General features: G+C 67.2%; 23 protein-coding genes and 1 tRNA gene. 18 read left to right on the top strand and 6 right to left on the bottom strand.

Features of this window, described 5'->3' with window-relative positions; genetic code table 11:
* Positions 1-8: 8 nt before the first annotated feature.
* The gene (locus VKQ35_RS19600; protein ID WP_324364410.1) at positions 9-1,433 is read right to left on the bottom strand and encodes an aldehyde dehydrogenase family protein; all 1,425 of its coding nucleotides are present in this window, start codon (positions 1,431-1,433) and stop codon (positions 9-11) included.
* Positions 1,434-2,002: 569 nt separating this feature from the next.
* Here VKQ35_RS19600 and VKQ35_RS19595 point away from each other — a divergent pair.
* The 11 genes from VKQ35_RS19595 (at position 2,003) to VKQ35_RS19545 (ending at position 10,696) form a co-directional block, all read left to right on the top strand.
* Positions 2,003-3,415 (top strand): aldehyde dehydrogenase family protein, encoded by a 1,413-nt coding sequence (locus VKQ35_RS19595; RefSeq protein WP_324364409.1) that lies wholly within the window; start codon positions 2,003-2,005, stop codon positions 3,413-3,415.
* Between the two features lie 248 nt (positions 3,416-3,663).
* Positions 3,664-4,602, top strand: a complete 939-nt coding sequence (locus VKQ35_RS19590) for an AraC family transcriptional regulator (RefSeq protein WP_324364408.1) — start codon at positions 3,664-3,666, stop codon at positions 4,600-4,602.
* Between the two features lie 160 nt (positions 4,603-4,762).
* Positions 4,763-5,218, top strand: a complete 456-nt coding sequence (locus VKQ35_RS19585; protein WP_324364407.1) for a hypothetical protein — start codon at positions 4,763-4,765, stop codon at positions 5,216-5,218.
* Positions 5,219-5,436: 218 nt separating this feature from the next.
* On the top strand, positions 5,437-6,366 hold the full coding sequence (locus tag VKQ35_RS19580) for a helix-turn-helix transcriptional regulator (protein ID WP_324364406.1): 930 nt from the start codon (positions 5,437-5,439) through the stop codon (positions 6,364-6,366).
* 170 nt (positions 6,367-6,536) lie between these two features.
* On the top strand, positions 6,537-6,764 hold the full coding sequence (locus VKQ35_RS19575; protein ID WP_324364405.1) for a hypothetical protein: 228 nt from the start codon (positions 6,537-6,539) through the stop codon (positions 6,762-6,764).
* A 58-nt stretch (positions 6,765-6,822) separates the two neighbouring features.
* Positions 6,823-7,716 carry a LysR family transcriptional regulator gene (locus VKQ35_RS19570; RefSeq protein WP_324364404.1) on the top strand — a complete coding sequence of 298 codons (894 nt, stop codon included), beginning with the start codon at positions 6,823-6,825 and terminating at the stop codon, positions 7,714-7,716.
* A 98-nt stretch (positions 7,717-7,814) separates the two neighbouring features.
* Entirely contained in the window at positions 7,815-8,564 is a 750-nt protein-coding gene (locus tag VKQ35_RS19565) for a glucose 1-dehydrogenase (RefSeq protein ID WP_324364403.1), read from the top strand.
* An 11-nt stretch (positions 8,565-8,575) separates the two neighbouring features.
* Positions 8,576-8,866, top strand: coding sequence for a DUF1330 domain-containing protein (locus tag VKQ35_RS19560; RefSeq protein WP_324364402.1), 291 nt, complete (start codon positions 8,576-8,578; stop codon positions 8,864-8,866).
* A 112-nt stretch (positions 8,867-8,978) separates the two neighbouring features.
* On the top strand, positions 8,979-9,401 hold the full coding sequence (locus VKQ35_RS19555; RefSeq protein WP_324364401.1) for a VOC family protein: 423 nt from the start codon (positions 8,979-8,981) through the stop codon (positions 9,399-9,401).
* A gap of 117 nt (positions 9,402-9,518) precedes the next feature.
* Positions 9,519-9,887, top strand: a complete 369-nt coding sequence (locus VKQ35_RS19550; protein ID WP_324364400.1) for a nuclear transport factor 2 family protein — start codon at positions 9,519-9,521, stop codon at positions 9,885-9,887.
* A gap of 2 nt (positions 9,888-9,889) precedes the next feature.
* Complete coding sequence (locus VKQ35_RS19545; protein WP_324364399.1) at positions 9,890-10,696, top strand: SDR family oxidoreductase; 807 nt, start codon at positions 9,890-9,892, stop codon at positions 10,694-10,696.
* 87 nt (positions 10,697-10,783) lie between these two features.
* Here VKQ35_RS19545 and VKQ35_RS19540 read toward each other — a convergent pair.
* Positions 10,784-10,859, bottom strand: a tRNA-Asn gene (locus tag VKQ35_RS19540).
* Between the two features lie 306 nt (positions 10,860-11,165).
* Here VKQ35_RS19540 and VKQ35_RS19535 point away from each other — a divergent pair.
* A complete protein-coding gene (locus VKQ35_RS19535; protein ID WP_324364398.1) occupies positions 11,166-12,578 on the top strand; it encodes a Mur ligase domain-containing protein in 1,413 nt (470 codons plus the stop codon).
* Here VKQ35_RS19535 and VKQ35_RS19530 read toward each other — a convergent pair.
* The gene (locus tag VKQ35_RS19530) at positions 12,575-12,907 is read right to left on the bottom strand and encodes a gamma-glutamylcyclotransferase family protein (RefSeq protein WP_324364397.1); all 333 of its coding nucleotides are present in this window, start codon (positions 12,905-12,907) and stop codon (positions 12,575-12,577) included. The genes VKQ35_RS19535 and VKQ35_RS19530 overlap by 4 nt on opposite strands.
* Complete coding sequence (locus VKQ35_RS19525) at positions 12,904-14,247, bottom strand: acyl-CoA dehydrogenase (protein ID WP_324364396.1); 1,344 nt, start codon at positions 14,245-14,247, stop codon at positions 12,904-12,906. Before VKQ35_RS19525 ends, VKQ35_RS19530 begins: the two co-directional genes overlap by 4 nt.
* A gap of 147 nt (positions 14,248-14,394) precedes the next feature.
* Between VKQ35_RS19525 and VKQ35_RS19520 the strand changes: the two genes are divergently transcribed.
* Entirely contained in the window at positions 14,395-15,393 is a 999-nt protein-coding gene (locus VKQ35_RS19520; protein ID WP_324364395.1) for a phosphotransferase family protein, read from the top strand.
* Positions 15,390-15,755, top strand: coding sequence for a DUF6285 domain-containing protein (locus VKQ35_RS19515; RefSeq protein ID WP_324364394.1), 366 nt, complete (start codon positions 15,390-15,392; stop codon positions 15,753-15,755). The genes VKQ35_RS19520 and VKQ35_RS19515 overlap by 4 nt, the downstream gene beginning before the upstream one ends.
* Here the strand turns inward: VKQ35_RS19515 and VKQ35_RS19510 are convergent.
* Entirely contained in the window at positions 15,752-16,039 is a 288-nt protein-coding gene (locus VKQ35_RS19510) for a hypothetical protein (RefSeq protein WP_324364393.1), read from the bottom strand. The genes VKQ35_RS19515 and VKQ35_RS19510 overlap by 4 nt on opposite strands.
* Before the next feature lie 76 nt (positions 16,040-16,115).
* Between VKQ35_RS19510 and VKQ35_RS19505 the strand changes: the two genes are divergently transcribed.
* From VKQ35_RS19505 to VKQ35_RS19490, 4 genes are all read left to right on the top strand, one after another.
* Positions 16,116-17,111: a helix-turn-helix transcriptional regulator gene (locus VKQ35_RS19505; RefSeq protein WP_324364392.1), complete on the top strand. Its 996-nt coding sequence runs from the start codon at positions 16,116-16,118 to the stop codon at positions 17,109-17,111.
* Positions 17,112-17,139: 28 nt separating this feature from the next.
* Positions 17,140-17,292, top strand: coding sequence for a hypothetical protein (locus tag VKQ35_RS19500; protein ID WP_324364391.1), 153 nt, complete (start codon positions 17,140-17,142; stop codon positions 17,290-17,292).
* Positions 17,293-17,465: 173 nt separating this feature from the next.
* A complete protein-coding gene (locus VKQ35_RS19495; RefSeq protein WP_324364390.1) occupies positions 17,466-17,909 on the top strand; it encodes a response regulator in 444 nt (147 codons plus the stop codon).
* Positions 17,910-17,911: 2 nt separating this feature from the next.
* Positions 17,912-18,631: a response regulator transcription factor gene (locus tag VKQ35_RS19490; RefSeq protein ID WP_324364389.1), complete on the top strand. Its 720-nt coding sequence runs from the start codon at positions 17,912-17,914 to the stop codon at positions 18,629-18,631.
* A 250-nt stretch (positions 18,632-18,881) separates the two neighbouring features.
* Here the strand turns inward: VKQ35_RS19490 and VKQ35_RS19485 are convergent, their stop codons facing one another.
* Complete coding sequence (locus VKQ35_RS19485; RefSeq protein WP_324364388.1) at positions 18,882-19,922, bottom strand: proline iminopeptidase-family hydrolase; 1,041 nt, start codon at positions 19,920-19,922, stop codon at positions 18,882-18,884.
* Positions 19,923-19,935: the final 13 nt, after the last annotated feature.

The raw sequence follows: 19,935 nt of genomic DNA, 5'->3' as shown, positions 1-19,935 counted from the left end.
CGGCGGGATCAGCCCGCCACTTCCAGGATGGCGCGCGGTTCGAGGAAGGCTTCAATCCCGAAAGCGCCGTATTCGCGCCCGACGCCCGAGTGCTTGAAGCCGCCCCAGGGCGCCTGGGGATCGTCGGCCATGCCGTTGATCACCACCCGTCCGGCTTCGATCTGCTCGGCCAGCCGGCGCGCGCGGGCGCGGTCGGTCCCGTTCACATAGGCGTGGAGCCCGTAGTCGGAGTCGTTGGCGAGGCGGATGGCGTCCGCATCGTCGTCATAGGGGATCACGGTCAGCACCGGCCCGAAGATCTCCTCCCGGGCGATGGCCATGTCGTTGGTCCCGAGGAACACGGTCGGCTTGACGAAGAAGCCGTCCGGAAAGCCGTCCGGGCGGCCCGGGCCCCCGGCCAGGACCTCGGCGCCTTCCTCGATGCCCTTGCGGATGTAGGACTGCACGCGGTCCCACTGCTTTTGCGAGACCATCGGGCCCACGGCAGTGGAAGGATCCGCCGGATCGCCCACCACAAACTCGCCCATGGCCTGGCGGATGGCGGCCTTCACCGCCTCGAGGTTCTTCCGTGGAACCAGCAGCCGCGTGCCGGCCGCGCAGGCCTGGCCGCTATTCAGGAAGGCGATCCAGAGCGAGGTCGGGATCGCCACGGCCAGGTTGGCGTCGTCCATCAGGATGTTGGGCGACTTGCCGCCCAGTTCGAGGGTCACCCGCTTCATGGTCGCCGCGCCATCGCGCATGATGCTCTGGCCAACCGGCCCTGAGCCGGTGAAGGAGATCTTCGCCACGTCGGGGTTGCGGACCATCTCGGCTCCGACCGTGGCGCCCAACCCGTTCACCACATTGATGACCCCGGGCGGCACGCCGGCGGCATCGAAGGCCTCGATCATCACGCGGGTCTGCAAGGCGCTCATTTCGCTCGGCTTGAGCACCACCGTGCAGCCGGCGGCGAGCGCCGAGGCGGTCTTCAGGCAGATGAACAGGGAATTGGCGTTCCAGGCGGTGATCAGGCCCGTCACCCCGATCGGTCCCCAGGTGACGTTGGTCTGGCCCCAGCTCTTCTCGAGCGGGACATCATCCTCCAGCGCCTTCGCGGCCGCCGCGTAGAACACCGCGCCGGACTCCACGATCAGGGCGGCGAAACGGGTCACCCCGCCATATTCCTGGGTCCAGATCGACGTCAGCTTGTCCGTGCGCGCCAGCACCGCCTCGTGCAGGCGGTTCAGCAGCGCGATGCGTTCGGTTTTTGAGGTCTTGCCGTAGCTGGCGAAGGCGCGCTTGGCGGCGGCGATAGCGGCGCGGGCGTCCTCTTCGTCGCCCAAGGTCACCTTCGCCAGCACCTCGCCCGTGGTCGGGTTGATGCTGTCCATGACCTCACGGCCGTGGGACTCAGCGAAGCGCCCGTCGATGTAGTGGGTGGTGAGGTTGATCATGGGCTGCTCCCGGATCGCGTTGGCCGAGCCCACGCAGGGCGCAGGACACGCGCCATCTTCGGCATTCGCCCGGGTGCGCGGCTGGTAGGATTCCAACGGCGGCGGTCATTTCTTGTTTTGAAATAGTCGCCCGCGCCGAACGCCGGAACATCGATTGGCGTGAAAAACTCTGCCGAGTTGCGGGGCGAATAGAGTTCAATTCGCCAAAATCCCTGCGTCCAATCCAAGAAGCCGCGGACCGACCGAATAGATTTGGACGGTCGATGGACCGAACCCCAGGTCTGAAGCTCGAAAGCTCCCCACCGCGCTTCTTCTGTCGACGCCGGCGCGACGCCAAGCCCGACCACATCGCGCCCTCCGGGGCTGGCGGCCGTCCCCCCAGGTCGCCAGCCCCGACTTTTACGGCCGGGGGGTGAGATCGAGCAGAAGGAAGCTCAGGAATGAGTTCGTCGTCCATCCGCCGGGTAACGGCTGCTGACGCGGGCGTCCTTGGCGCCCAGATCGCGTTCCAAGCCGCCGTCCAAATCCCCACGCGCTCTTGACACTTTCGAATCGAGGAAGGCCGCGAGATGCAAGCAATTACAACGCACTACATTGACGGCGAGGCCGTCGATTCGCACGGACGCGAGGTGATGGACATCGTCAATCCGGCCAACGAGAGGATCATCGGCCAGGTGACGCTCGGCGACGACGAAGATGCGCGCCGCGCCATCGCCGCCGCCAAGCGGGCGTTCGCGACCTTCAGTCAGACGACGCGGGAAGAGCGCATCGAGCTCCTGCGGCGGCTGCACAAGGCGGTCTTGGCGCGGGCCGATGACCTGACGAACATCATGGTCGAGGAGTACGGCGGTGTCGTCCAGTTCGTCGCGCCCATCGTGCAGGCGGCCGCCGACGTGTTCCTCGCCGCGGAGCAGGCCCTCCAGGGCCTGCCTCTTGTGCGAACCTGGGGCAGTACGACCGTTACGCTGGAGCCGGTGGGCGTCGCCGGCCTGATCACGCCGTGGAACGCGAACGCGATGTTCCTCTGCATGAAGCTGTCGTCGGCCATCGCCGCCGGCTGCACGGCCGTCGTCAAGCCGAGCGAGCTGAGTTCGTTGCAGACGCAGGTGTGGCTGGAGTGCCTACGCGCGGCGAACCTGCCCAAGGGCGTCTGCAACGTGGTCATAGGGCGAGGTGAGGTGGTCGGGGCCGAGATGGTGCGGAGCCCGGACGTCGCGAAGATCTCGTTCACCGGGTCCGCGGCGGTCGGCAGGACGATCATGCGCGACGGCGCGGCGACCATGAAGCGCGTCACGCTCGAACTGGGTGGAAAGTCGCCCAACATCATTCTGGACGACGCTGACCTGGCCCGGGCGATCCCGCTCGCGCTCTCGATCGGGTTCATGAACAGCGGTCAGGCGTGCCTCGCCGGCACGAGGCTGCTGGCGCCGAAGAGCCGCCTGGATGACGTCAGGCGGGCGCTCGCGGACTTCATGCCGGCGTTTGCGGCTGGAAATCCGGCCGACCCGAAGACGGGCGTGGGGCCCATGGTCAACCTGAAACAGTGGGACCGCGTGCAGGCCTATATCCGCAAGGGCATCGAGGAAGGCGCCGAGGTCCTGGCCGGCGGCGAAGGGCATCCGCCTGGCCTTGAGACGGGCTTCTTCGTGAAGCCGACCGTGTTCCTCGGGACCAACGACATGGCCATCGCCCGGGAGGAGATCTTCGGACCGGTGCTGACCGTGATCCCCTATGAGGACGACGAGGATGCGATCCGGATCGCCAACGATACGGAATACGGCCTCCACGGCTATGTCAGTGGGGCGGATATCGAGCGGGCGCGCCGTGTCGCCTCGCGAATCCGGGCCGGACGGGTGGCGATCAACGGCCTGCTCGACGATCCGCTGGCGCCCTTTGGAGGCTTCAAATCCTCGGGTATTGGCCGCGAGTTCGGCGCCTACGGCATCGAGGCGTTTCTCGAGCCCCGCGCCATTCTCGAGTAATGGCGCAAAGGGGGCGTCGCCTGTGGGATATTCCGGTGGGCGCGTGACTGATAGCGATCTCCGAGATTTTCACCTAGACTACGTCATGATTGTCGCGGCCGGCCTCGTCCGCTTCGCCCAAGCGTCTGAGGTCGGTCCGCGGCAGACTCGGATGACGGACCAGGGGCGTCTTGAATGTGCAGACGGCGGAGGTCTGCTCCGGCGCCAGGTCGTCAGCATCGGGAGCGTGTAAGCGGGGTCAAACACGCATGACGGACAGCGCTGGTCTTTCGGCGGAAGCGCAGCGGCGAGCCTACGGCAAGGAGTTGGCCTCGAACTTCGGCGCCGACGAAGCGCCGCACATGGTCACGCGCGTCTTGCAGCGCGCTGAACTTGCGGTCACCGAACTCGTGGTCGACAGCCCGCCAAGGCGGGTCAGCGACCTCATTCCGCGCCAGGACGCCTACATGGTGTGCCACCATTTCCGGGGCAGGCCGGGCTTCGAATACTGGGAGGAGGGAAAGGCGTTCCCGGTTCCGTACCTTCGAGCCGGCGACACCTGTATTCACCATTTGCAGCTTGATCCGGCGGCGATGATCGACTGCCCGCTTCACTCGATGATGTGGCTCGTGCCCCAACAGGCGCTGAACGCGCTGGCCGAGGAGGCCAATGTCGCCCACATCGACGAACTCCGATTTGACCCGTGTGTCGGCGTCGATGACGACATCATCCGGCAGCTCAGCGCGGCGATGTTGCCGGCGCTGAGGTCGCCCGAACAGATCAGCAGGTTGTTTGCGGACCATGTCGCGCTCGCCCTCACCGCCCATATGGCCCACGCCTACGGCGGCATGCCGGACGGGCCGCAGCTGGTGCAGGGCGGCTTGGCGCCCTGGCAGGAGCGGCGCGCGACGGAGATGCTGGCCGCCAATCTCGCCGGCGATATCCCGCTGGCGGAGGTCGCCCGGGCCTGCGGTCTGTCGGTCGGCCATTTCTCGCGGGCCTTCCGCAAGTCCACAGGCCTGGCGCCCCACACGTGGCTGCTGCAGGCGCGGGTGGAACACGCCATGACCCTGCTTCGCCAGCCCAATGAAGCGCTCTCAGAGATCGCCCTGGCCTGCGGATTCGTCGATCAGAGCCATTTCACGCGCGTATTCGTGCAGCGCGTGGGATTGACCCCAGGGGCGTGGCGAAGGGTCACCATGAGCTGACACCGCTAAGGACGGCCGCCGACGGTGAGCGGCCGCGGGGGATTTGGTCAAACATCGATCGGCCTCAGCGGGGCCCGAGACCGCGGATTGGCGCCGCCAATCGCCAAGGACTGTGCGCAACCTACAAGCCGGGCGGTTTGGAGGCCTGTAGCCTTCCTTGATGCCGCGCGCCGATCCCGCTCTCATCACCGGCGTCACGGCCGTTGTCGGCACGCTCATGGGCGGCATGACGTCCTTCGCCACCAGCTACCTCACGCAAGGCCGGCAGACCCGGACGGATCGCGTTCTCCGGGAGCTCGACCGGCGAGAGGACATCTACGCCCGTTTCATCGAACTCTCGTCCGAATTGGCGCTCGACGCCCTGGAGCACCCGCTCGACAATCCCAACAAGCTGATCGGCCTGTCGGCGCTGGTCGGCCGTATCCGACTGGCGAGTTCGCTGCGGGTCCTGGAAGCCGCCGAAGCCGTCGTCGACTTTCTCCTCGAAACCTACCAACAGCCGGCGCAGGATGCCCGCGAGCTGATCCGGCGCGCGCCCCGCGAGTTCATGGCGCCTCTGACGGCGTTCACGGCGGCGTGCCGGGGTGAGCGCGACATGATGCTGCGACGGCTCTAGCCGACGGAGGGTTGCCCAAAGACCGTCGGATTGTTCGCCGCCATGGGACGATTGCAACCTGCTTTGTACATTTCGGCGCAAATGCGCCGGGCGGTTTGAGGACAGGCTTGAGACCGGCCGGCCTTCGCCCGAGGCTTCGGTCATGGCGCAGAATGCTTCCCTCAAGAGACGCTGGGGCTGCCCGGTCGGCGCGCTTATGGCTCATCGCGGCTAGCGCCATGAGCGCCAATCCACGATCGCATGTCGAACCGAGCGCCTACGGCCGCGAACTCGCCAAGAACTTCGGCGCGGCTGACGCGCGCTCGATCGTCACCCGCTCGCTCCAGCACACCGCGTTCGCGGCGACCGAAATCCGGGTCGATCGGCCGACCGGCCAGCTGTCGGAGCCCATCCCGCCGCAGGACGCCTACATCATCTGCCTGGTCCTTCGCGACCTTCCCGACAATTCCTACTGGGAGGAGGGGCGTGAGTACGGGCGGTACTTCTTCCGCGCCGGCGAGACGACGATCGCCGATCTGAGGCGGCAGCCGTTGGGCGGGATCGACAAGCCGATCCATTCCCTGCTCATGTACCTGCCCCGCACGACGATGAACGCCCTGGCCGAGGAGGACAGACATCCTCGCGTGGAGAACCTCCGGTTCGCGCCGGGCGCCGGTTTCCGCGACGAGACCGTCAGGAATCTCGGCCTGTCCCTGCTGCCGGCGCTGCGGGCCCCGGAGCGCGCCAACCGGCTGTTTACCGACCACGTCGCGCTCGCCTTGGCCGCCCACGCCATGCACGCCTACGGTGGCCAGCCTTGCGCGCGGCGGATCCGGGGCGGGCTCGCGCCCTGGCAGGAGAAGCGGGCCAAGGACATGATCCTCGGCGATCTCGCCGGCGGGACGTCGCTGGAGGCGATCGCCGCGGCCTGCGGATTGTCGGTCAGCCACTTCGCCCGGTCGTTCCGGCAAGTGACCGGCCTTGCGCCCCATGCCTGGCTGCTCAAGGCCCGCGTCCAGCGGGCGATGGCTCTGCTCCGCCGCCCAGACGAAACGCTGACCGAGGTCGCGCTCGCCAGCGGTTTCGCGGACCACAGCCACTTCACCAAGGTCTTCACCCGCCACACCGGCGTGAGCCCCAGCGTCTGGCGGCGATTGTCGATCCGCTAGAGACCGCCGGTCCGCTGTCGCCCGGCAAACCTGACCCGCCCAAGGCCTTTCGACCGCCTTGCGCCGGAAACGCCCAGCCTCGACGGTTGCCTACAAGGCGAACGCGCGCGGCTACCCCAGACTTGCCGTTTGCGAGCCAAGTCGGCTCGCCGATGCATTGGGGGACAACCATGCCCACAGCCCACGTCTGGACAGGCCAGGAGGTTCTCCGCCTGGCCCGATTTCGGAACATCCTGCGCGCCGCGAGCCGGTTGGTTGGCCGTGACGACTTCCTGGCCAACTTGCTGCTGGAGGACGCCCTCGAGGAACTGCACGGCGTTATCGGCGAACACGCCAGGCCGATCGCCGAGGGGCGTGTCGCAGCGCGCGGCGGCTCCCCTCGATTTGGAATGGACTAAGCCCAAGCGATACCGGAATCATTCCTGAACCCCGTGACACTCCCCTGCGGAGAGGTGGATGGACCGGCTCGAAGGCATCAAGATATTCGTGCGCGTCGTCGAGAGCGGGAGCTTTTCGGCGGTCGCCCGCGAGCTTGGCACGGGGCAGCCGGCGATCAGCAAGCAGGTCGCCGCGCTGGAGGAACGCCTCGGCGCGCAGCTGCTCATGCGCACCTCCCGCAGCCTGAGCCTGACCGAGGCCGGGCGGGATTTCTACGAGTCCGCCGTACCGCTGATCAGCGATCTCGAGGCCGCAGAATCCCGCGTCGGCTCAGGCCAGGCCTCGCCGTCCGGCGTGTTGCGCGTCACCGCCGCGCCCGGCTTCTCCCGCCGCTATGTGGTGCCGAAACTGCCTGCGTTCCGCGCGCGCTATCCCAGGGTCGTCGTCGAGATGCTGGTCTCCGAGCGGACGCGCAATCTCGTCGAAGACGGCATCGACCTGGCCATCCGCAACGGCGCCCTTTCGGACTCCAGCCTTGTGGCGCGCAAGATCGGCGAGTCGGCCGTCGTCGCCGTCGCATCGGCCGAGTATCTGGACCGCAGGGGAGAGCCCATGCGCCCCGGCGACTTCGACCACCACGACGGCGTGATTTTCGTCTCGCAGGATGGGCCGCGACCCTGGACCTTCGCCAGCCGCGCCGGGGTGATTTCCTATCAGCCGGCGGCGGCGTTTCGCAGCAACGATGGCGAAGAGCTCCGCGCCGCGGTGCTTGCCGGCTTGGGTATCACCCAGGCGCCTTACTGGCTTTTCGCGGCCGACATCCGCGCCGGAACGGTGCGGCGAATCCTGCGCGATCGCGAACCGCCCGGAATTCCGATCAGCGTCGTGCGGCCCGCGTCCCGCCGCCAGCCCGGCAAGGTCGCCGTGTTCGTCGATTTCCTGGCTGAGCTGCTTGCCGAAACGGACGACTGATCCATTCCCCAAAGGGATCGATGCTATCCGAACTGAACGCCTAATCCCCGTTTGGCCGAATTCATAGGTCTGCATCACCGACGACAAGGGATCAGATCATGAAACGCCTGGACGAGAAGGTTGCGATAGTGACCGGCGCCTCAAAGGGAATCGGCGCGGCCATCGCCAAAGCTTTCGGCGCAGAAGGCGCGGCGGTGGTGGTGAACTACGCGCGCGACCATGAAGCCGCGGAACGGGTGGTGCGCGAGATCACCGGCAAAGGCGGACGCGCCATGGCCCTGCAAGGCGACGTGGCGCAGAGGGCCGACGCGCAACGCCTGGTCGCGGAGGCGAAAGAAGCCTTCGGCCGCCTGGACGTGCTGGTGAACAACGCGGGCGTCTTCTCGTTTGCGCCCTTCGAGCAGTTCAGCGAGCAGGAATTTCACCGTCAGTTCGACACGAACGTGCTGGGCGCGTGCCTCATGATCGAAGCCGCCTTGCCGGCCTTCGGGGCGGAAGGCGGCAGCATCATCAACATCGGATCGACGGAGAGTGTCGCCGCCGACCCGACCCTTTCGATCTACGTCGCGTCAAAGAGCGCCGTCGATGGCTTGACGCGCGTGCTCGCAAAAGAGTTCGGGCCCAGAAAAATCCGCGTCAACGCCCTCAATCCCGGTGGAACCGAAACGGAGGGCGCCCACGCGGCGGGCGTCATGGGAACGGAGTTCAAGAAGCAGATCATCGCGAGCACGCCGCTGGGCCGCGTCGGCCAGCCCGAGGACATCGCGCGCGTGGCCGTATTTCTGGCCTCGGATGATGCGGGCTGGCTCACGGGTGAAGCCATCTTCGCGAACGGCGGCAACAAGTAAGGAGAACTTTCATGTCCGCTTACGTTGTCTTCACGAGAATGAAAACCACCGATCAAGAAGAGCTCGAAAAATATCGGACTGGAATCAAAGCAACAATGAAAGATCGTCCGATCGAAGTGCTCGTAGCCGATGGAAAGCATGAAATCCTTGAAGGTGATCCGATCGAGGGAATGGTCATTGTGAAGTTCCCGAGCGTAAAAGCCGCAAAGGATTGGATTGACAGCGAGGCCTACCAAGACATCGCCAGGCGCCGCAAACACGGGGCGATCTATCACGGGCTCATTGCTGAGGGTGTCAGCTAGCGGAGAAGAAGTCCGCGACGGCTTCGCCAAGGTGCGTTGAGCATGGACGCGCCGGGCGCGGATCCGAACAACCTATTCGCCTGAAGGTCCGGTTGGGCCGCCTGCCGACGGCGTGCATCGCCGCGATGACGGTCCTGCCGCCAAACGAAAGCAGAAAGCCATGATCGATCATATCTATCTCCCCGTCTCCGACCTGGAACGGTCGAGCGACTTTTACAGGAAGCTGCTTGAGCCGCTTGGCATCGACATGCCCTACAAGTTCGATCAACCGCCCATTCGCGGTTTCGCCACCCATGGCGAGCCGGGTTTCTGGCTGAAGCCTGGCGACGTCGCCAAAGACCTCTACGTCGCCTTCACCGCCCAGAGCGCGGACGCTGTCAGGGCTTGCTACAAGGCGGCGATCGACGCCGGAGCCGCCTCAAAGAAGGAACCGAGCCTTAGGCCCGAATGGCGCGCCGACTACTTCGCGGCAAACGTCGGCGACCCGGACGGATACAACATCGAGATCGCCTATAAGCCTTGGCTCTACGAATAGAAGGTGAGGGCCATCTATTCCCCAATGGGATCGATACTATCCGATCTGTCCGTCTGACACCTCCTCCGTGGAACCGATAGTTTTCGCGCTGGCGCAAACAACCATCGGGAGCCAGCCGTGCCCAAGGACATAACCAACGATCTACCGCATGTGGTCGCTCGCCACCTCGCGGCCTGCAACGGCCACGACATCGATGCCTGGATGGCGACGTTCGACCCGGATGCTTTGGTCAATGATGTCGGACGAGAATTCGCCGGAGCCGAGGCGATCCGCGCCTTCGCGGCGAAGGAGATCTTCGGGGACCGCGTCACCTTCACCCCCGTGCAGGCCGTGGATCGCCACGGCGACATCACCATCCACGCACGCACCGACGGGACCTACGACAAGACCGGCCTGCCCGACCCGCTGATCCTGAGCCTCTACTTCAGCGTCCGGGACGGGCGGATCACTCAGCTGATCATCATCCACAACAAGGCGAGGGCCTGAGCATGACCGCGCCCTATCCCTTCGCCACCTTTGCGGACGAGTTCGCGGGCCGGCGCGTGCTGGTGACGGGCGGCACGCGCGGCATCGGCGCGGCGGTCGTCCGCCGCTTCCAGCTCGCCGGCGCCCGTGTCGCCGCGACCGCGCGGTCGGCGCCGTCCCAGGCGATGGACGGCGTCCTGTTCATCCCGGCCGATGTCGGAACCGCCGCGGGCGTCGAGACCGTCGCCGCTCGGCTGGCGGCCGACTGGGGCGGGCTCGACATCCTGATCAGCAACGCCGGGGGCGTGGAAACCAAGCCCGGTGGATTCGAGTCGCTGTCCGACGCCGACTGGCAGGCGATCCTTGACCTCAATCTGATGGGTCCGGCGCGGCTGGACCGCGGCTTCGTCCCCGGCATGATCGAACGGGGATCGGGCGTGGTGATCCACATCGGTTCGGTCGCGGCCCGCCTGCCGCTGGCCGCCAACAGCACGCTCGTCTATGCCGCGGCCAAGGCGGGACTTGCCACTTACAGCAAAGGCCTGGCCAAGGCCGTCGCGCCCCACGGCGTGCGCGTGACCATGATCTCGCCAGGCTTCATCGAGACGTCCGGCGCCCAGGGCATGATCGCCGATATCGTCCGCAACACGGGCGCCAGCGAAGCGGCGGCGCGCCAGCAGATCGTCGACATGCTGGGCGGCATCCCGGTCGGTCGGCCCGGCCGGCCGGAGGAGGTCGCCGAGCTGGTCGCGTTCCTGGCGTCCGACCGCGGCGCCTTCGTCAGCGGCGCCAACTATGTTCTGGATGGCGGGACTATCCCAACCGTCTGATCGCGGTGAGCCGCAACGCAGCGCCGCTCGGCGAGGTGGGATTTCGCAAGCCAGGGCGCGCTGGCGCGCTCTGGCGTGGAAAAAGGCTGGCTCCCGGAGCAGGACTCGAACCTGCGACAAGTCGGTTAACAGCCGACTGCTCTACCAACTGAGCTATCCGGGATCAGGGCCGTCGAGAGCCGGGGGGTATAAGTTACAGTTCGCCGCCATGCAAGCCGGGTTGGCCGCCGCCGGCTGACGCATTCAAAAAAGAGCCCGGCGCGAGCGCCGGGCTATTAAAGTCGGTGATGGTGGGGTGTCTTCAGAGAAGACGCTCGCAGGTTGGACTCGCGTGGTTAAGTCGGGGTTAACAGGCTCAGCCATGAGTCAGGACTCCGTAACGGAGCACCTGACCGCAGCCGGATTGGAGCCGCGCGGGCCATCGGCTAAGTCGTGGCCGATGGGGCTGATCGAATCGAAAGGAAGCGCCTTGCGCATCCACTTCACCGGCCTGGCCGGCGCCGGCATGAGCGCCGCGGCGCTGATGATGCGCGAGGCGGGGCATCGGGTGTCGGGCTCCGACCAGGACGTCTTCCCGCCGATGTCGACCTATGTGGCGGGCCTGGGCTTTCCGTTCCATCAGCGCTTCGACGCGGCCAACCTGCCGGCCGATCTCGACCTGCTGGTGCTGGGGGCCAGCGCCAAGCTGGGCGGCGAGGGCAATCCGGAGGTCGCCGAGGCAAGACGGCGCGGCGTGCGGGTCACCAGCTTCCCGGCGCTGGTGGGTGAGGCGACGCAAGGCCGCGCCAACACCGTGGTCGCGGGCTCGTTCGGCAAGTCGACCTGCTCGGCGCTGATGGCGCATGCGCTGCGCGAGGCGGGACGCGACGCCGGCTGGATGGTCGGCGCGATCTCGCCCTCGCTGCCGGACACCGGCCACTGGGGCGCCGCGCCGGAGATGGTGCTGGAGGGCGATGAGTACATCGCGGGCCCCGACGACCGGCGGTCCAAGTTCGTGCTCTACCACCCGCGCGACGTGCTCTTGACCTCGCTGGTCCACGACCACGTCAACGTCTTTCCCGCATTCGCCGACTACGAGGCGCCGTTCCGCGAGCTGCTGCGGCTGATCCCGGCGGACGGCCTGTTGGTCGCCCGCGAAAGCGCGCCCATCCGCGCGATCGCCGGCGAGGCCCGTTGCCGGATCGTCTGGTACGACACCGCGCGCTGCGAGGGCTGGTGGGCCGACGACATCGTCTACGGCGAGACGACCCGCTTTTCCCTGGTGCGGCCGGACGGCGGGCGCGTGGCGCTCGCCACCAGCCTGCTGGGCGCCCACAACATCGAGAACATCGTCGGCGTCAGCGCCTACCTGCTGGAGCGCGGCCTGGTGAGCCAACAGGCCCTGGCCTCGGCGGTGGCGAGCTTCGCCGGCATCCGCCGCCGGCTCGACCGCCTGACCACCCGCTCGGCCGTGCCGGTCATCGAGGGCTTCGGTTCGTCCTACGAAAAGGCCCGCTCGGCCATCGAGGCGCTCTTGCTGCACTATCCGCGCCGGCCGCTGACCGTGGTCTTCGAGCCGCACACCTTCTCCTGGCGCAGCACTGATGCGCTCAGCTGGTACGACACGGTGTTCGCGGGCGCGGCCAGGGTGCTGATCGCGCCGCCGCCGACCCACGGCGCCGCCAGCCACCACCAGTCGAGCTTCGAGGAGATCCTCGCCCGCACCGCGGCCACAGGCGTCGCCGTCGAAGGCGCACGGACCGCCGAAGAGGCCACCCGCGCCCTCTCGCACCTCAAGGGCGACGAGGTGGTCCTGCTGCTCTCCTCCGGCCCCTTGCTGGGCCTGCCGGACAGCCTGCCGCCCGTGTTCGACCGGCTCTACGGCGGCGTCGCGGCCGCCTAGGCTTCGACGGCGTAGATGTAGGCTTCCAGCGGCCCGTCCGGCGTCGCGACCTCGATAAGCACGCGGCGGTAGTCGGCGCCTTCGAAGGCGTCCAGGCGGTCCCAATGGGCCGGCAGGTCCGGCGATACGAAGACCTGGACCTGAACCTCCGGCCCGGCCAGGTCCGGGGTCAGACCCGGAAAGCCCTGGCCGCTGCCCCAGCCTTGGTTCCTCAGCTGGCCGCGCACTACGCCGGGCCGCCACTCGCCGGAAAGGCCGGCGAGCTGGTGGTGGTTCGACTTGCCGGGCGCGAGCGAGCCGTAGACCACCAGGCGCTGATCGGCGCTCAAGGGCGGGCCGGAACAGGCTGGACGTAGTCGCCCTTGGGCGTGCCGATGCCCAAGGCCTCGAACTCGCGGCGCTTGGGCCCCGCGTAGCCGAACAGGTAGGCGGCCACCTTGCGGATCTGGATCTCCTCGGAGCCTTCGGTGATCCGGTAGCGGCGGTGGTGGCGGTAGATGTGCTCGAAGGGCTTGTGGCGCGAATAGCCCATGCCGCCGTGCACCTGCATGGCTCTATCGGCCGCCTCGCAGACCAGGCGGTTGCCCCAATAGTTACACATCGAGACCTTGTCGGAGATGGTGCGCTCGATCTCCTTGTGCTCCATCCGGTCCATCTGCCAGGCGGTCTTGCGGATCAGGAGGCGCAGCATCTCGCACTGGGTCTGCAGCTCCACCAAGGGCCACTGGATGGCCTGGTTCTCGGCCAGCGCCTTGCCGAACGGCTTGCGCTCGCGGGCGTATTTCACGCTCTCGTCGACGCAGAACTGCGCCGCGCCCAGGGACGACGCCGCCTGGCGGATGCGGTTCTGGTGCACGAAGCTTTGGCCCAGCCCCAGGCCCCGGTCGATCTGGCCCCAGTAGCTGTCCTCGGGGATCCACACGTCGGTGAAGCTCACCCGCGGGTGGTCCGTCGGCATGTTGAAGGTCCACATATATTCTTCGATCTTCACGCCCGGCGCATCGGCCGGGACGATGAAGCAGGTGATGCCGGCGGCGTCGCCGTCCTTGCCCGAGGTGCGGGCGAAGACCATCACGTGGGTCGCCACGTGCATGCCCGTGGTCCACATCTTTTCGCCGCGGATCAGCCAGCCGGGCTGGCCGTCCTTGTCCTGACGGACCGCGGTGGTCTCCATGAAGGTGGCGTCGGAGCCGTGGTTGGGCTCGGTCAGGCCAAAGCCCGTGCGCATCTTGCCGCCGAGCAGCTTGTCGGCGTCGCGCTCGTACTGGGCGTTGGTGGCGAACTCCTTGAACATCAGGATGAAGGGGTTGTTGCCGACGATGGAGTGCTCGGTCTGCAGGTCGTTGAACAGGCCAAGGCCCTTGGCCGCCAGGTGCTCGCGGATCACCGCCATGGCGAGCTGGGTGCCGCCCTTGCCGCCCATCTCCGGCGGCCACGCGTAGCGCAGATGTCCGGCGTCATCGGCCAGCTTGCGGGCCTTGGCCAGCAGCTCCTCCCACTCTTTGCGGGGCAGGCCGTTGTTGTCCCAGTCGGTGCGGGCGTGCTCGCGGCGGTGGTCGAAGAAGCGTTCGTTGTCGTCCTGCGCCTGCAGCGGCTTGATCTTGGCCTCGATGAAGGCGTCGAGTTCGGCCAGATAGGCGACGAGGTCGGCGGGCAGATCGAAGTCCATGGCGTTTGGTCCCTGATGTTCTTTGCGGCGAGCTTAGTGCATCGCGGCCATTTACAAGCCGCCGGAACACCCGCCTGATCGGATAAATTGCATCACACGGGGAGTTCCCCAAGGTCATGAGGCGCGGGGCGTGAATTGGGGGGCGACATGACGGTCGACGTGCTCGCCGCCCTGCCGAAGCTTGCCCAGCGCCTGGGCGGCGAGGGCGCCGTGCTGGCGGCCGCCGAGCGGCTGTCGGGCGGCGCCAGCATGGAGACCTGGGCGTTCGCCGTGGAGACGCTGAAGGGCGAGCGGCGGGACCTGATCCTGCGCCGCCGCTCCGCGCCCTTCGACCCGGACACCTCGCGGTCGGTCAGCCTGGCGGCCGAGGCGGCGCTGATCGAGGCGGTGCGGGCGCGCGGCGCGCCGGCCGCGCCGCTGGTCCATCTCTGCGACGCGCAGGACGGGCTCGGCGAGGCCCACGTCACCGCGCGGGTCTCCGGCGAGACCCTTGGACGGAAGATCGTCTCGGATCCACGGTTCGAGGCCGTGCGGCCGAAGCTGGCGCGGCAGTGCGGGGAAATCCTGGCGCAGATCCACGCGACGCCGGTCCCCGACGCCGCGGTGCTGAAGAGCGCCGACTTCCTGGGCGAACTGGCGCGCTATGAGGAGATCTACCGCGCCTCGGGCGCCGAGCGGCCGGTGTTGGAACTGGCCTTCCAGCATCTGAAGAAGCATGCGCCGGAGCCCGCGCCGCTGACCCTGCTGCACGGCGATTTCCGCAACGGGAACCTGATGATCGACCCGCAGATCGGGGTCGCCGCGGTGCTGGACTGGGAGCTGTCGCACATCGGCGACCCGGCCGAGGACCTGGGCTGGATCTGCGTCAACAGCTGGCGGTTCGGCCGGCCCGACCGTCCGGTGGGCGGCTTTGGCGACTACGCCGACCTCTTGGCGGGCTACGAGGCGGCGGGCGGGCGTCCCGTGACGCTGAGCCGCCTGCGCGCCTGGCAGGCGCTGGGCTCGCTCAAGTGGGGCGTCATGTGCCTGATGATGTACCAGAGCTGGGCCGGCGGCCTGGAGGCCTCGGTGGAGCGGCCTATGATCGGGCGGCGGGTTTCGGAGACCGAGGTCGACCTGGTCTTCTTGCTGGAGGCGGGGCTTTGATCACCCATCCCAGGGCCGAGGAGCTGACCGAAGCGGTCTCGCGCTGGATCGACGCGGTGCGTCCGAGCCTCGACCCCCGAAACGCCTTCCTGGCCCGCGTCGCCGCCAATATCCTGGGCGTCGTCGCCCGCCAGCAGCAGCTCGGCCCCGCCGCCGAAGCCGCAGCCGTCGAGCGGTTCACCGTTCTGCTGGATCACCGCGGCGACTATGCCGGCCTGAACAGCGAGCTCTGTGACCGCCTGCGGGCCGGCGACATGGACGTGACCACGCCCGGCCTGATCGCGACGCTGAAGGCCAACGTCCTCGACCAGCTCGCCATCGACCAGCCGAACTACCGGCACGAGGGGCTGGCGCAGCCCTAGGCCGCCTCCAGCACCCGGATGATCTGGCTCTCGTCCTCGTTCCAGAGGACCGCGACCCCGGCCGCGCGGGCGGCGAGCTTGCCCAGCGCCTTCTTCACCTCCTTGTTGCGCAGGCGCTTCTCGGAGAGGCGCAGCAGGGTGGCGCCGCCGCCCTGGTCTTGCACTTCGTCGTGATAGCGCAGCACGGCGTCGACGACGGAGCCGGGCAGGGCGGGGCGCTCGAAGGCGGCCGTCTCGATCGGACGGGGCGCCTGGCGGGGACGGAAGCGGCGGTAGGCGGACATCGTTCTGAACTCCGTTGCGGGTTTCAACGCGTTCAGGTCTGATCGGCTGCGACGACAGAATCGGACGCAGCTCCAAATGCGACACGAAAAGGCCGGCCGGCTGCTGGAACTGGCGAGGATGCTGGCCGGCACCGCGGAGGGGCTGACCCTCGACGAGATGGCGCGGCGGCTGGGCGTCGGGCGGCGCACCGCCGAGCGGATGCGCGACGCCGTGCGCGACGTCTTTCCCCAGCTGGAGGAGGTGGACGATCCGCCGACGCGGCGTTTCCGCATCCCCGCGGGCCTGGATGGCCTCTTCCAGGCGCCCACGGCCGAGGAGCTGGCGGCGCTGGCGGCGGCGGCCGAGGTCTTCGCCCAGCAGGGGGCGGGCGCGCGGGCCGGCGCGCTGAAGTCGCTGGAGCAGAAGGTGCTGTCGGCCACCCGGGCGGCGGCCCGGCGCAAGCTCGCGCCGGATCTGGAGGCCCTGCTGCAGGCCGAGACCATCGCCGTGCAGGCCGGGCCCAGGCCCTTCGAGGACGAGACGGTGCTGGCCGCGGTGCGCGAGGCGCTGCTGTCCATGCGGAGTCTGCGCTTCCGCTACGAAGGCGGCGCAACCCCCGGCCGGGTCCGCGAGGTGACGCCGTTCGGGGTGCTGTTCGGGCGGTCGAACTATCTGGTGGCCAATGAGGGGAACGGCGCGCGCAACTGGCGGCTCGACCGCGTGCGCGACGTGGAGGTCACCGATCGGCCGGCGGCGCGGCCCGAGGGTTTTTCACTGCAGGACTATGCCGACGAGAGCTTCGGCATCTTCCACGACGACACCGAGGACGTGGTGCTGCGCGCGACGCCGGCCGGGGCCGAGGACGCGCTGCGCTGGCGGTTCCACGCCAATCAGACTCTGGAGGCCCGCGCGGACGGCTCGGTCATCGTGCGCTTCCGGGCCAGCGGCATGCTGGAGCTCGCCTGGCACCTCTTCACCTGGGGCGACAAGATCGAGATTCTGGCGCCGGACGTGCTCAAGACGACGCTCGCAGCGCAGATCGAGATCGCCCGAAACGCCCATGCGTCCGGAACTGTCGTAGCCGGTTCCTAGCCTCTCCTCACCGAACGAGGAGACCGCCATGAGCGTCATCGCAGACTACGCCCAGTTGTACGAGACCGAAATCCGCCCGAAGCGTCGTGGATTTCGCTACCTGGGCGTGCTGTGCGTCTGGGCCGGATTATTCCTTATCCGTCCGAGGCTTGCGATTTCGATCTGGCGCGAGCGCGACTGACAAAACCGACAAATTCTACCCAGGCGGGCGAACATCGGTCTCCCAGCCAGGGGTAGGGGTTTCTACCTACTCTACCGGTACGGGAAATCCCGTAGGTAGTCGCCTCAGGGTGATTCGTTCGAATCAGCGTGGTTAAAAACATTAACCATAAGTCAAGCCGCTGAGTTCACCCGATGCCCGCCCTTCGCCTCGTCCAGCCGGAGACCGAAAGCCGCGCCAGCGGCCGGGTCCTGCTCATCGACGATGACGCGGCGCTGCTGGGTCTGATGGCCCACGCCTTCAACGCCGCCGGCTACACCATCTTCACCGCCGAGAACGGCCGCAAGGGCCTGCTCGCTGTCGACACCTTCAAGCCCGACCTGGTCGTCACCGACATCGTCATGCCGGAGATGGAAGGGATCGGGGCGATCCTGCAGATCAAGCGCAAGCCCAAGCCCCCGAAGATCATCGCGATCAGCGGCGCGGGTCCCGGCGGGCGCCGTGACTACCTGAGCTGGGCCAAGCACCTGGGGGCCGACGAGGTCCTCGCCAAGCCCTTCCGCATGTCGCAGATCCTGACCCTCGCGGGTCGGCTGATCGATAATCATTCCAATCACTTAATGAAGCGTGGGAGCTGACAATGCATATCCTTCTGGTGGAAGATAATCCGGTCGCGGCCAAGAGCATCGAGCTGAAGCTCATCGCCGAGGGCCACAACGTCTTCGTGACCGACCTGGGCGAGGACGCGATCGAGCTGACCGCGGTCTACGACTACGACCTGATGCTGCTCGACCTGGACCTCAGCGATATGGAAGGCCTCGACGTGCTGCGCGCGGTCCGCGCCAAGAAGATCCGCACCCCGGTGATCATCCTCACCGCCTCCAGCGACATCGAGACCAAGGTGAAGGCGCTCTCCGCCGGGGCCGACGACTTCATCTCCAAGCCGTTCCACAAGGCCGAGCTCGCCGCGCGCATCAACGCGGTGGTGCGCCGCTCGCGCGGTCATTCGGAATCGATCATCCGCACCGGCAACATCGCGCTCAACATCGACACCCGCACCGCCGAGGTCTGCGGCGTGCCGGTGCACCTGACGCCCAGCGAGTACAAGGTGCTGGAACTGCTCTCGCTCAGGAAAAACTCGGTCCTGACCAAGGAGATGTGCCTCAACCACCTCTACAACGGCCTCAAGGAGCCGGAGGTGAAGATCATCGACGTGTTCATCTGCAAGCTGCGCAAGAAGCTCGCCCAGGCCTCGCAGGGCGAGAACCAGATCGAGACCGTCTGGGGCGGCGGCTACATGCTGCGCGACGGCCCCGAGACCCGCCGCATCGACGCCGAGCCGCAGCCGCTCGCCGCCTGACCGGCCGGAACATCCCCTGCGCAAGGGGCCGGACGCCGAGAGGGTGTCCGGTCCTTTTGCGTTTTGGGGGTCGGAAAAAGCCGTTCTTCCGCGTGAGAAACGGGGTTTTCGTGGGCCTGGCCGCGGGGAGGCCCGCTCCCCGTCAGTTGCTCACAACGCTTGCCGCCCAACAGTGGACTCTCCGAGGGTCCGCTATGGGTCGAAAGCGGTCATCGGCTCGGCGCCCGAAAGCGAAGGGGGGCGGCTCTTCTCAAATCGTCTTCAAAAACCCAAGCAGGTGCTCGAAATAGTATGCCTGGTCGTCCCACATGCACATGTGGCTGCCGTTCGGACAGATGACTGACGTCCCGCCGGGAATGAGCGTGGCCATGCGTTGCATGTCGGCGGGGTCCATTTCGTCGTGGGCGGCGCCGATGGTGAGGGTCTTCACCTTGATCTCGTGCAGCCGGTCCCAACGCTCCCAGTCCTTCAGGTTGCCGGTCACCAGGAATTCGCTCTTGCCCTGCATCTGGTTGTAGATGGTCTGGTTCAGGGTTCGGAAACCCCGGACGACAGGCTCCGGCCAGGGCTGTATCCGGCAGATCATCTTGGGGTAGAGGTCCTCCATCATGATCTTCGCATAGGCGGGCGAGTCGTAGGCCTGCTTGGCCTCCAGAGCCTCGAGTTCGGCGAGCTTGTCCGCCGGCAGCATCTTCTTCAGGGCGGCGGTGCGTTTCAGATAGGCCTGCATCCCGGCCGCCATGTCGGAGATCACCAGACCACGCAGATGGCTTTGATATTTCAGGGCGTATTCCAGGGCGAGCAGGCCGCCCCAGGAATGGCCGTAGAGCACGAACTGCTCCAACCCCAGGCCTTTGCGGACCTCCTCCACCTCCTCGACATAACGCGGCAGGGTCCAGAGCGAGGGATCGTTCGGCTGGTCGGAATTGCCGGTGCCGAGTTGATCGTAATAGATCATTTCGATCCCGGCCTGGGGCAGGAAGGATTCCATGGCCTCGAGATATTCGTGGCTGCAGCCCGGACCGCCGGCCAGGAGCAGCACCTTGACCGGGCCCTGACCTATCTGCTTGGTCCAGACCTTGTGCTTGCCGCCCACCACCGGAAGCATGCGGATGCCCGCGGTGCGGATTCCGACCGGGTTGAGGCCGTCTGGCTTGGCGGTGGTGATGGCTTCCACGGCGGACGTGGCGGCGGACGTTGACGCGGAGGGCGCGGGCGTCTTGGCGCAGGCGGCGACCCCGCCCGCGGCTACGGATATGGCGGCGGTGGTCAGGAAGCCTCGACGATCCATGGTTGCAATTCTC

This window comes from Phenylobacterium sp. (assembly GCF_035309685.1).
Classification (GTDB): Bacteria; Pseudomonadota; Alphaproteobacteria; order Caulobacterales; family Caulobacteraceae; genus Phenylobacterium.
The sequence above is the reverse complement of the archived record's forward strand: the minus strand, read 5'-3'. Positions and strand labels throughout refer to the sequence as shown.

What these genes read in the sequence shown, in the direction of transcription:
- VKQ35_RS19600 (WP_324364410.1), bottom strand. Translation starts at nt 1,433, where the DNA reads ATGATCAACCTCACCACCCACTACATCGACGGGCGCTTCGCTGAGTCC.
- VKQ35_RS19595 (WP_324364409.1), top strand. Translation starts at nt 2,003, where the DNA reads ATGCAAGCAATTACAACGCACTACATTGACGGCGAGGCCGTCGATTCG.
- VKQ35_RS19590 (WP_324364408.1), top strand. Translation starts at nt 3,664, where the DNA reads ATGACGGACAGCGCTGGTCTTTCGGCGGAAGCGCAGCGGCGAGCCTAC.
- VKQ35_RS19585 (WP_324364407.1), top strand. Translation starts at nt 4,763, where the DNA reads ATGCCGCGCGCCGATCCCGCTCTCATCACCGGCGTCACGGCCGTTGTC.
- VKQ35_RS19580 (WP_324364406.1), top strand. Translation starts at nt 5,437, where the DNA reads ATGAGCGCCAATCCACGATCGCATGTCGAACCGAGCGCCTACGGCCGC.
- VKQ35_RS19575 (WP_324364405.1), top strand. Translation starts at nt 6,537, where the DNA reads ATGCCCACAGCCCACGTCTGGACAGGCCAGGAGGTTCTCCGCCTGGCC.
- VKQ35_RS19570 (WP_324364404.1), top strand. Translation starts at nt 6,823, where the DNA reads ATGGACCGGCTCGAAGGCATCAAGATATTCGTGCGCGTCGTCGAGAGC.
- VKQ35_RS19565 (WP_324364403.1), top strand. Translation starts at nt 7,815, where the DNA reads ATGAAACGCCTGGACGAGAAGGTTGCGATAGTGACCGGCGCCTCAAAG.
- VKQ35_RS19560 (WP_324364402.1), top strand. Translation starts at nt 8,576, where the DNA reads ATGTCCGCTTACGTTGTCTTCACGAGAATGAAAACCACCGATCAAGAA.
- VKQ35_RS19545 (WP_324364399.1), top strand. Translation starts at nt 9,890, where the DNA reads ATGACCGCGCCCTATCCCTTCGCCACCTTTGCGGACGAGTTCGCGGGC.
- VKQ35_RS19525 (WP_324364396.1), bottom strand. Translation starts at nt 14,247, where the DNA reads ATGGACTTCGATCTGCCCGCCGACCTCGTCGCCTATCTGGCCGAACTC.
- VKQ35_RS19520 (WP_324364395.1), top strand. Translation starts at nt 14,395, where the DNA reads ATGACGGTCGACGTGCTCGCCGCCCTGCCGAAGCTTGCCCAGCGCCTG.
- VKQ35_RS19510 (WP_324364393.1), bottom strand. Translation starts at nt 16,039, where the DNA reads ATGTCCGCCTACCGCCGCTTCCGTCCCCGCCAGGCGCCCCGTCCGATC.
- VKQ35_RS19505 (WP_324364392.1), top strand. Translation starts at nt 16,116, where the DNA reads ATGCGACACGAAAAGGCCGGCCGGCTGCTGGAACTGGCGAGGATGCTG.
- VKQ35_RS19500 (WP_324364391.1), top strand. Translation starts at nt 17,140, where the DNA reads ATGAGCGTCATCGCAGACTACGCCCAGTTGTACGAGACCGAAATCCGC.
- VKQ35_RS19495 (WP_324364390.1), top strand. Translation starts at nt 17,466, where the DNA reads ATGCCCGCCCTTCGCCTCGTCCAGCCGGAGACCGAAAGCCGCGCCAGC.
- VKQ35_RS19490 (WP_324364389.1), top strand. Translation starts at nt 17,912, where the DNA reads ATGCATATCCTTCTGGTGGAAGATAATCCGGTCGCGGCCAAGAGCATC.
- VKQ35_RS19485 (WP_324364388.1), bottom strand. Translation starts at nt 19,922, where the DNA reads ATGGATCGTCGAGGCTTCCTGACCACCGCCGCCATATCCGTAGCCGCG.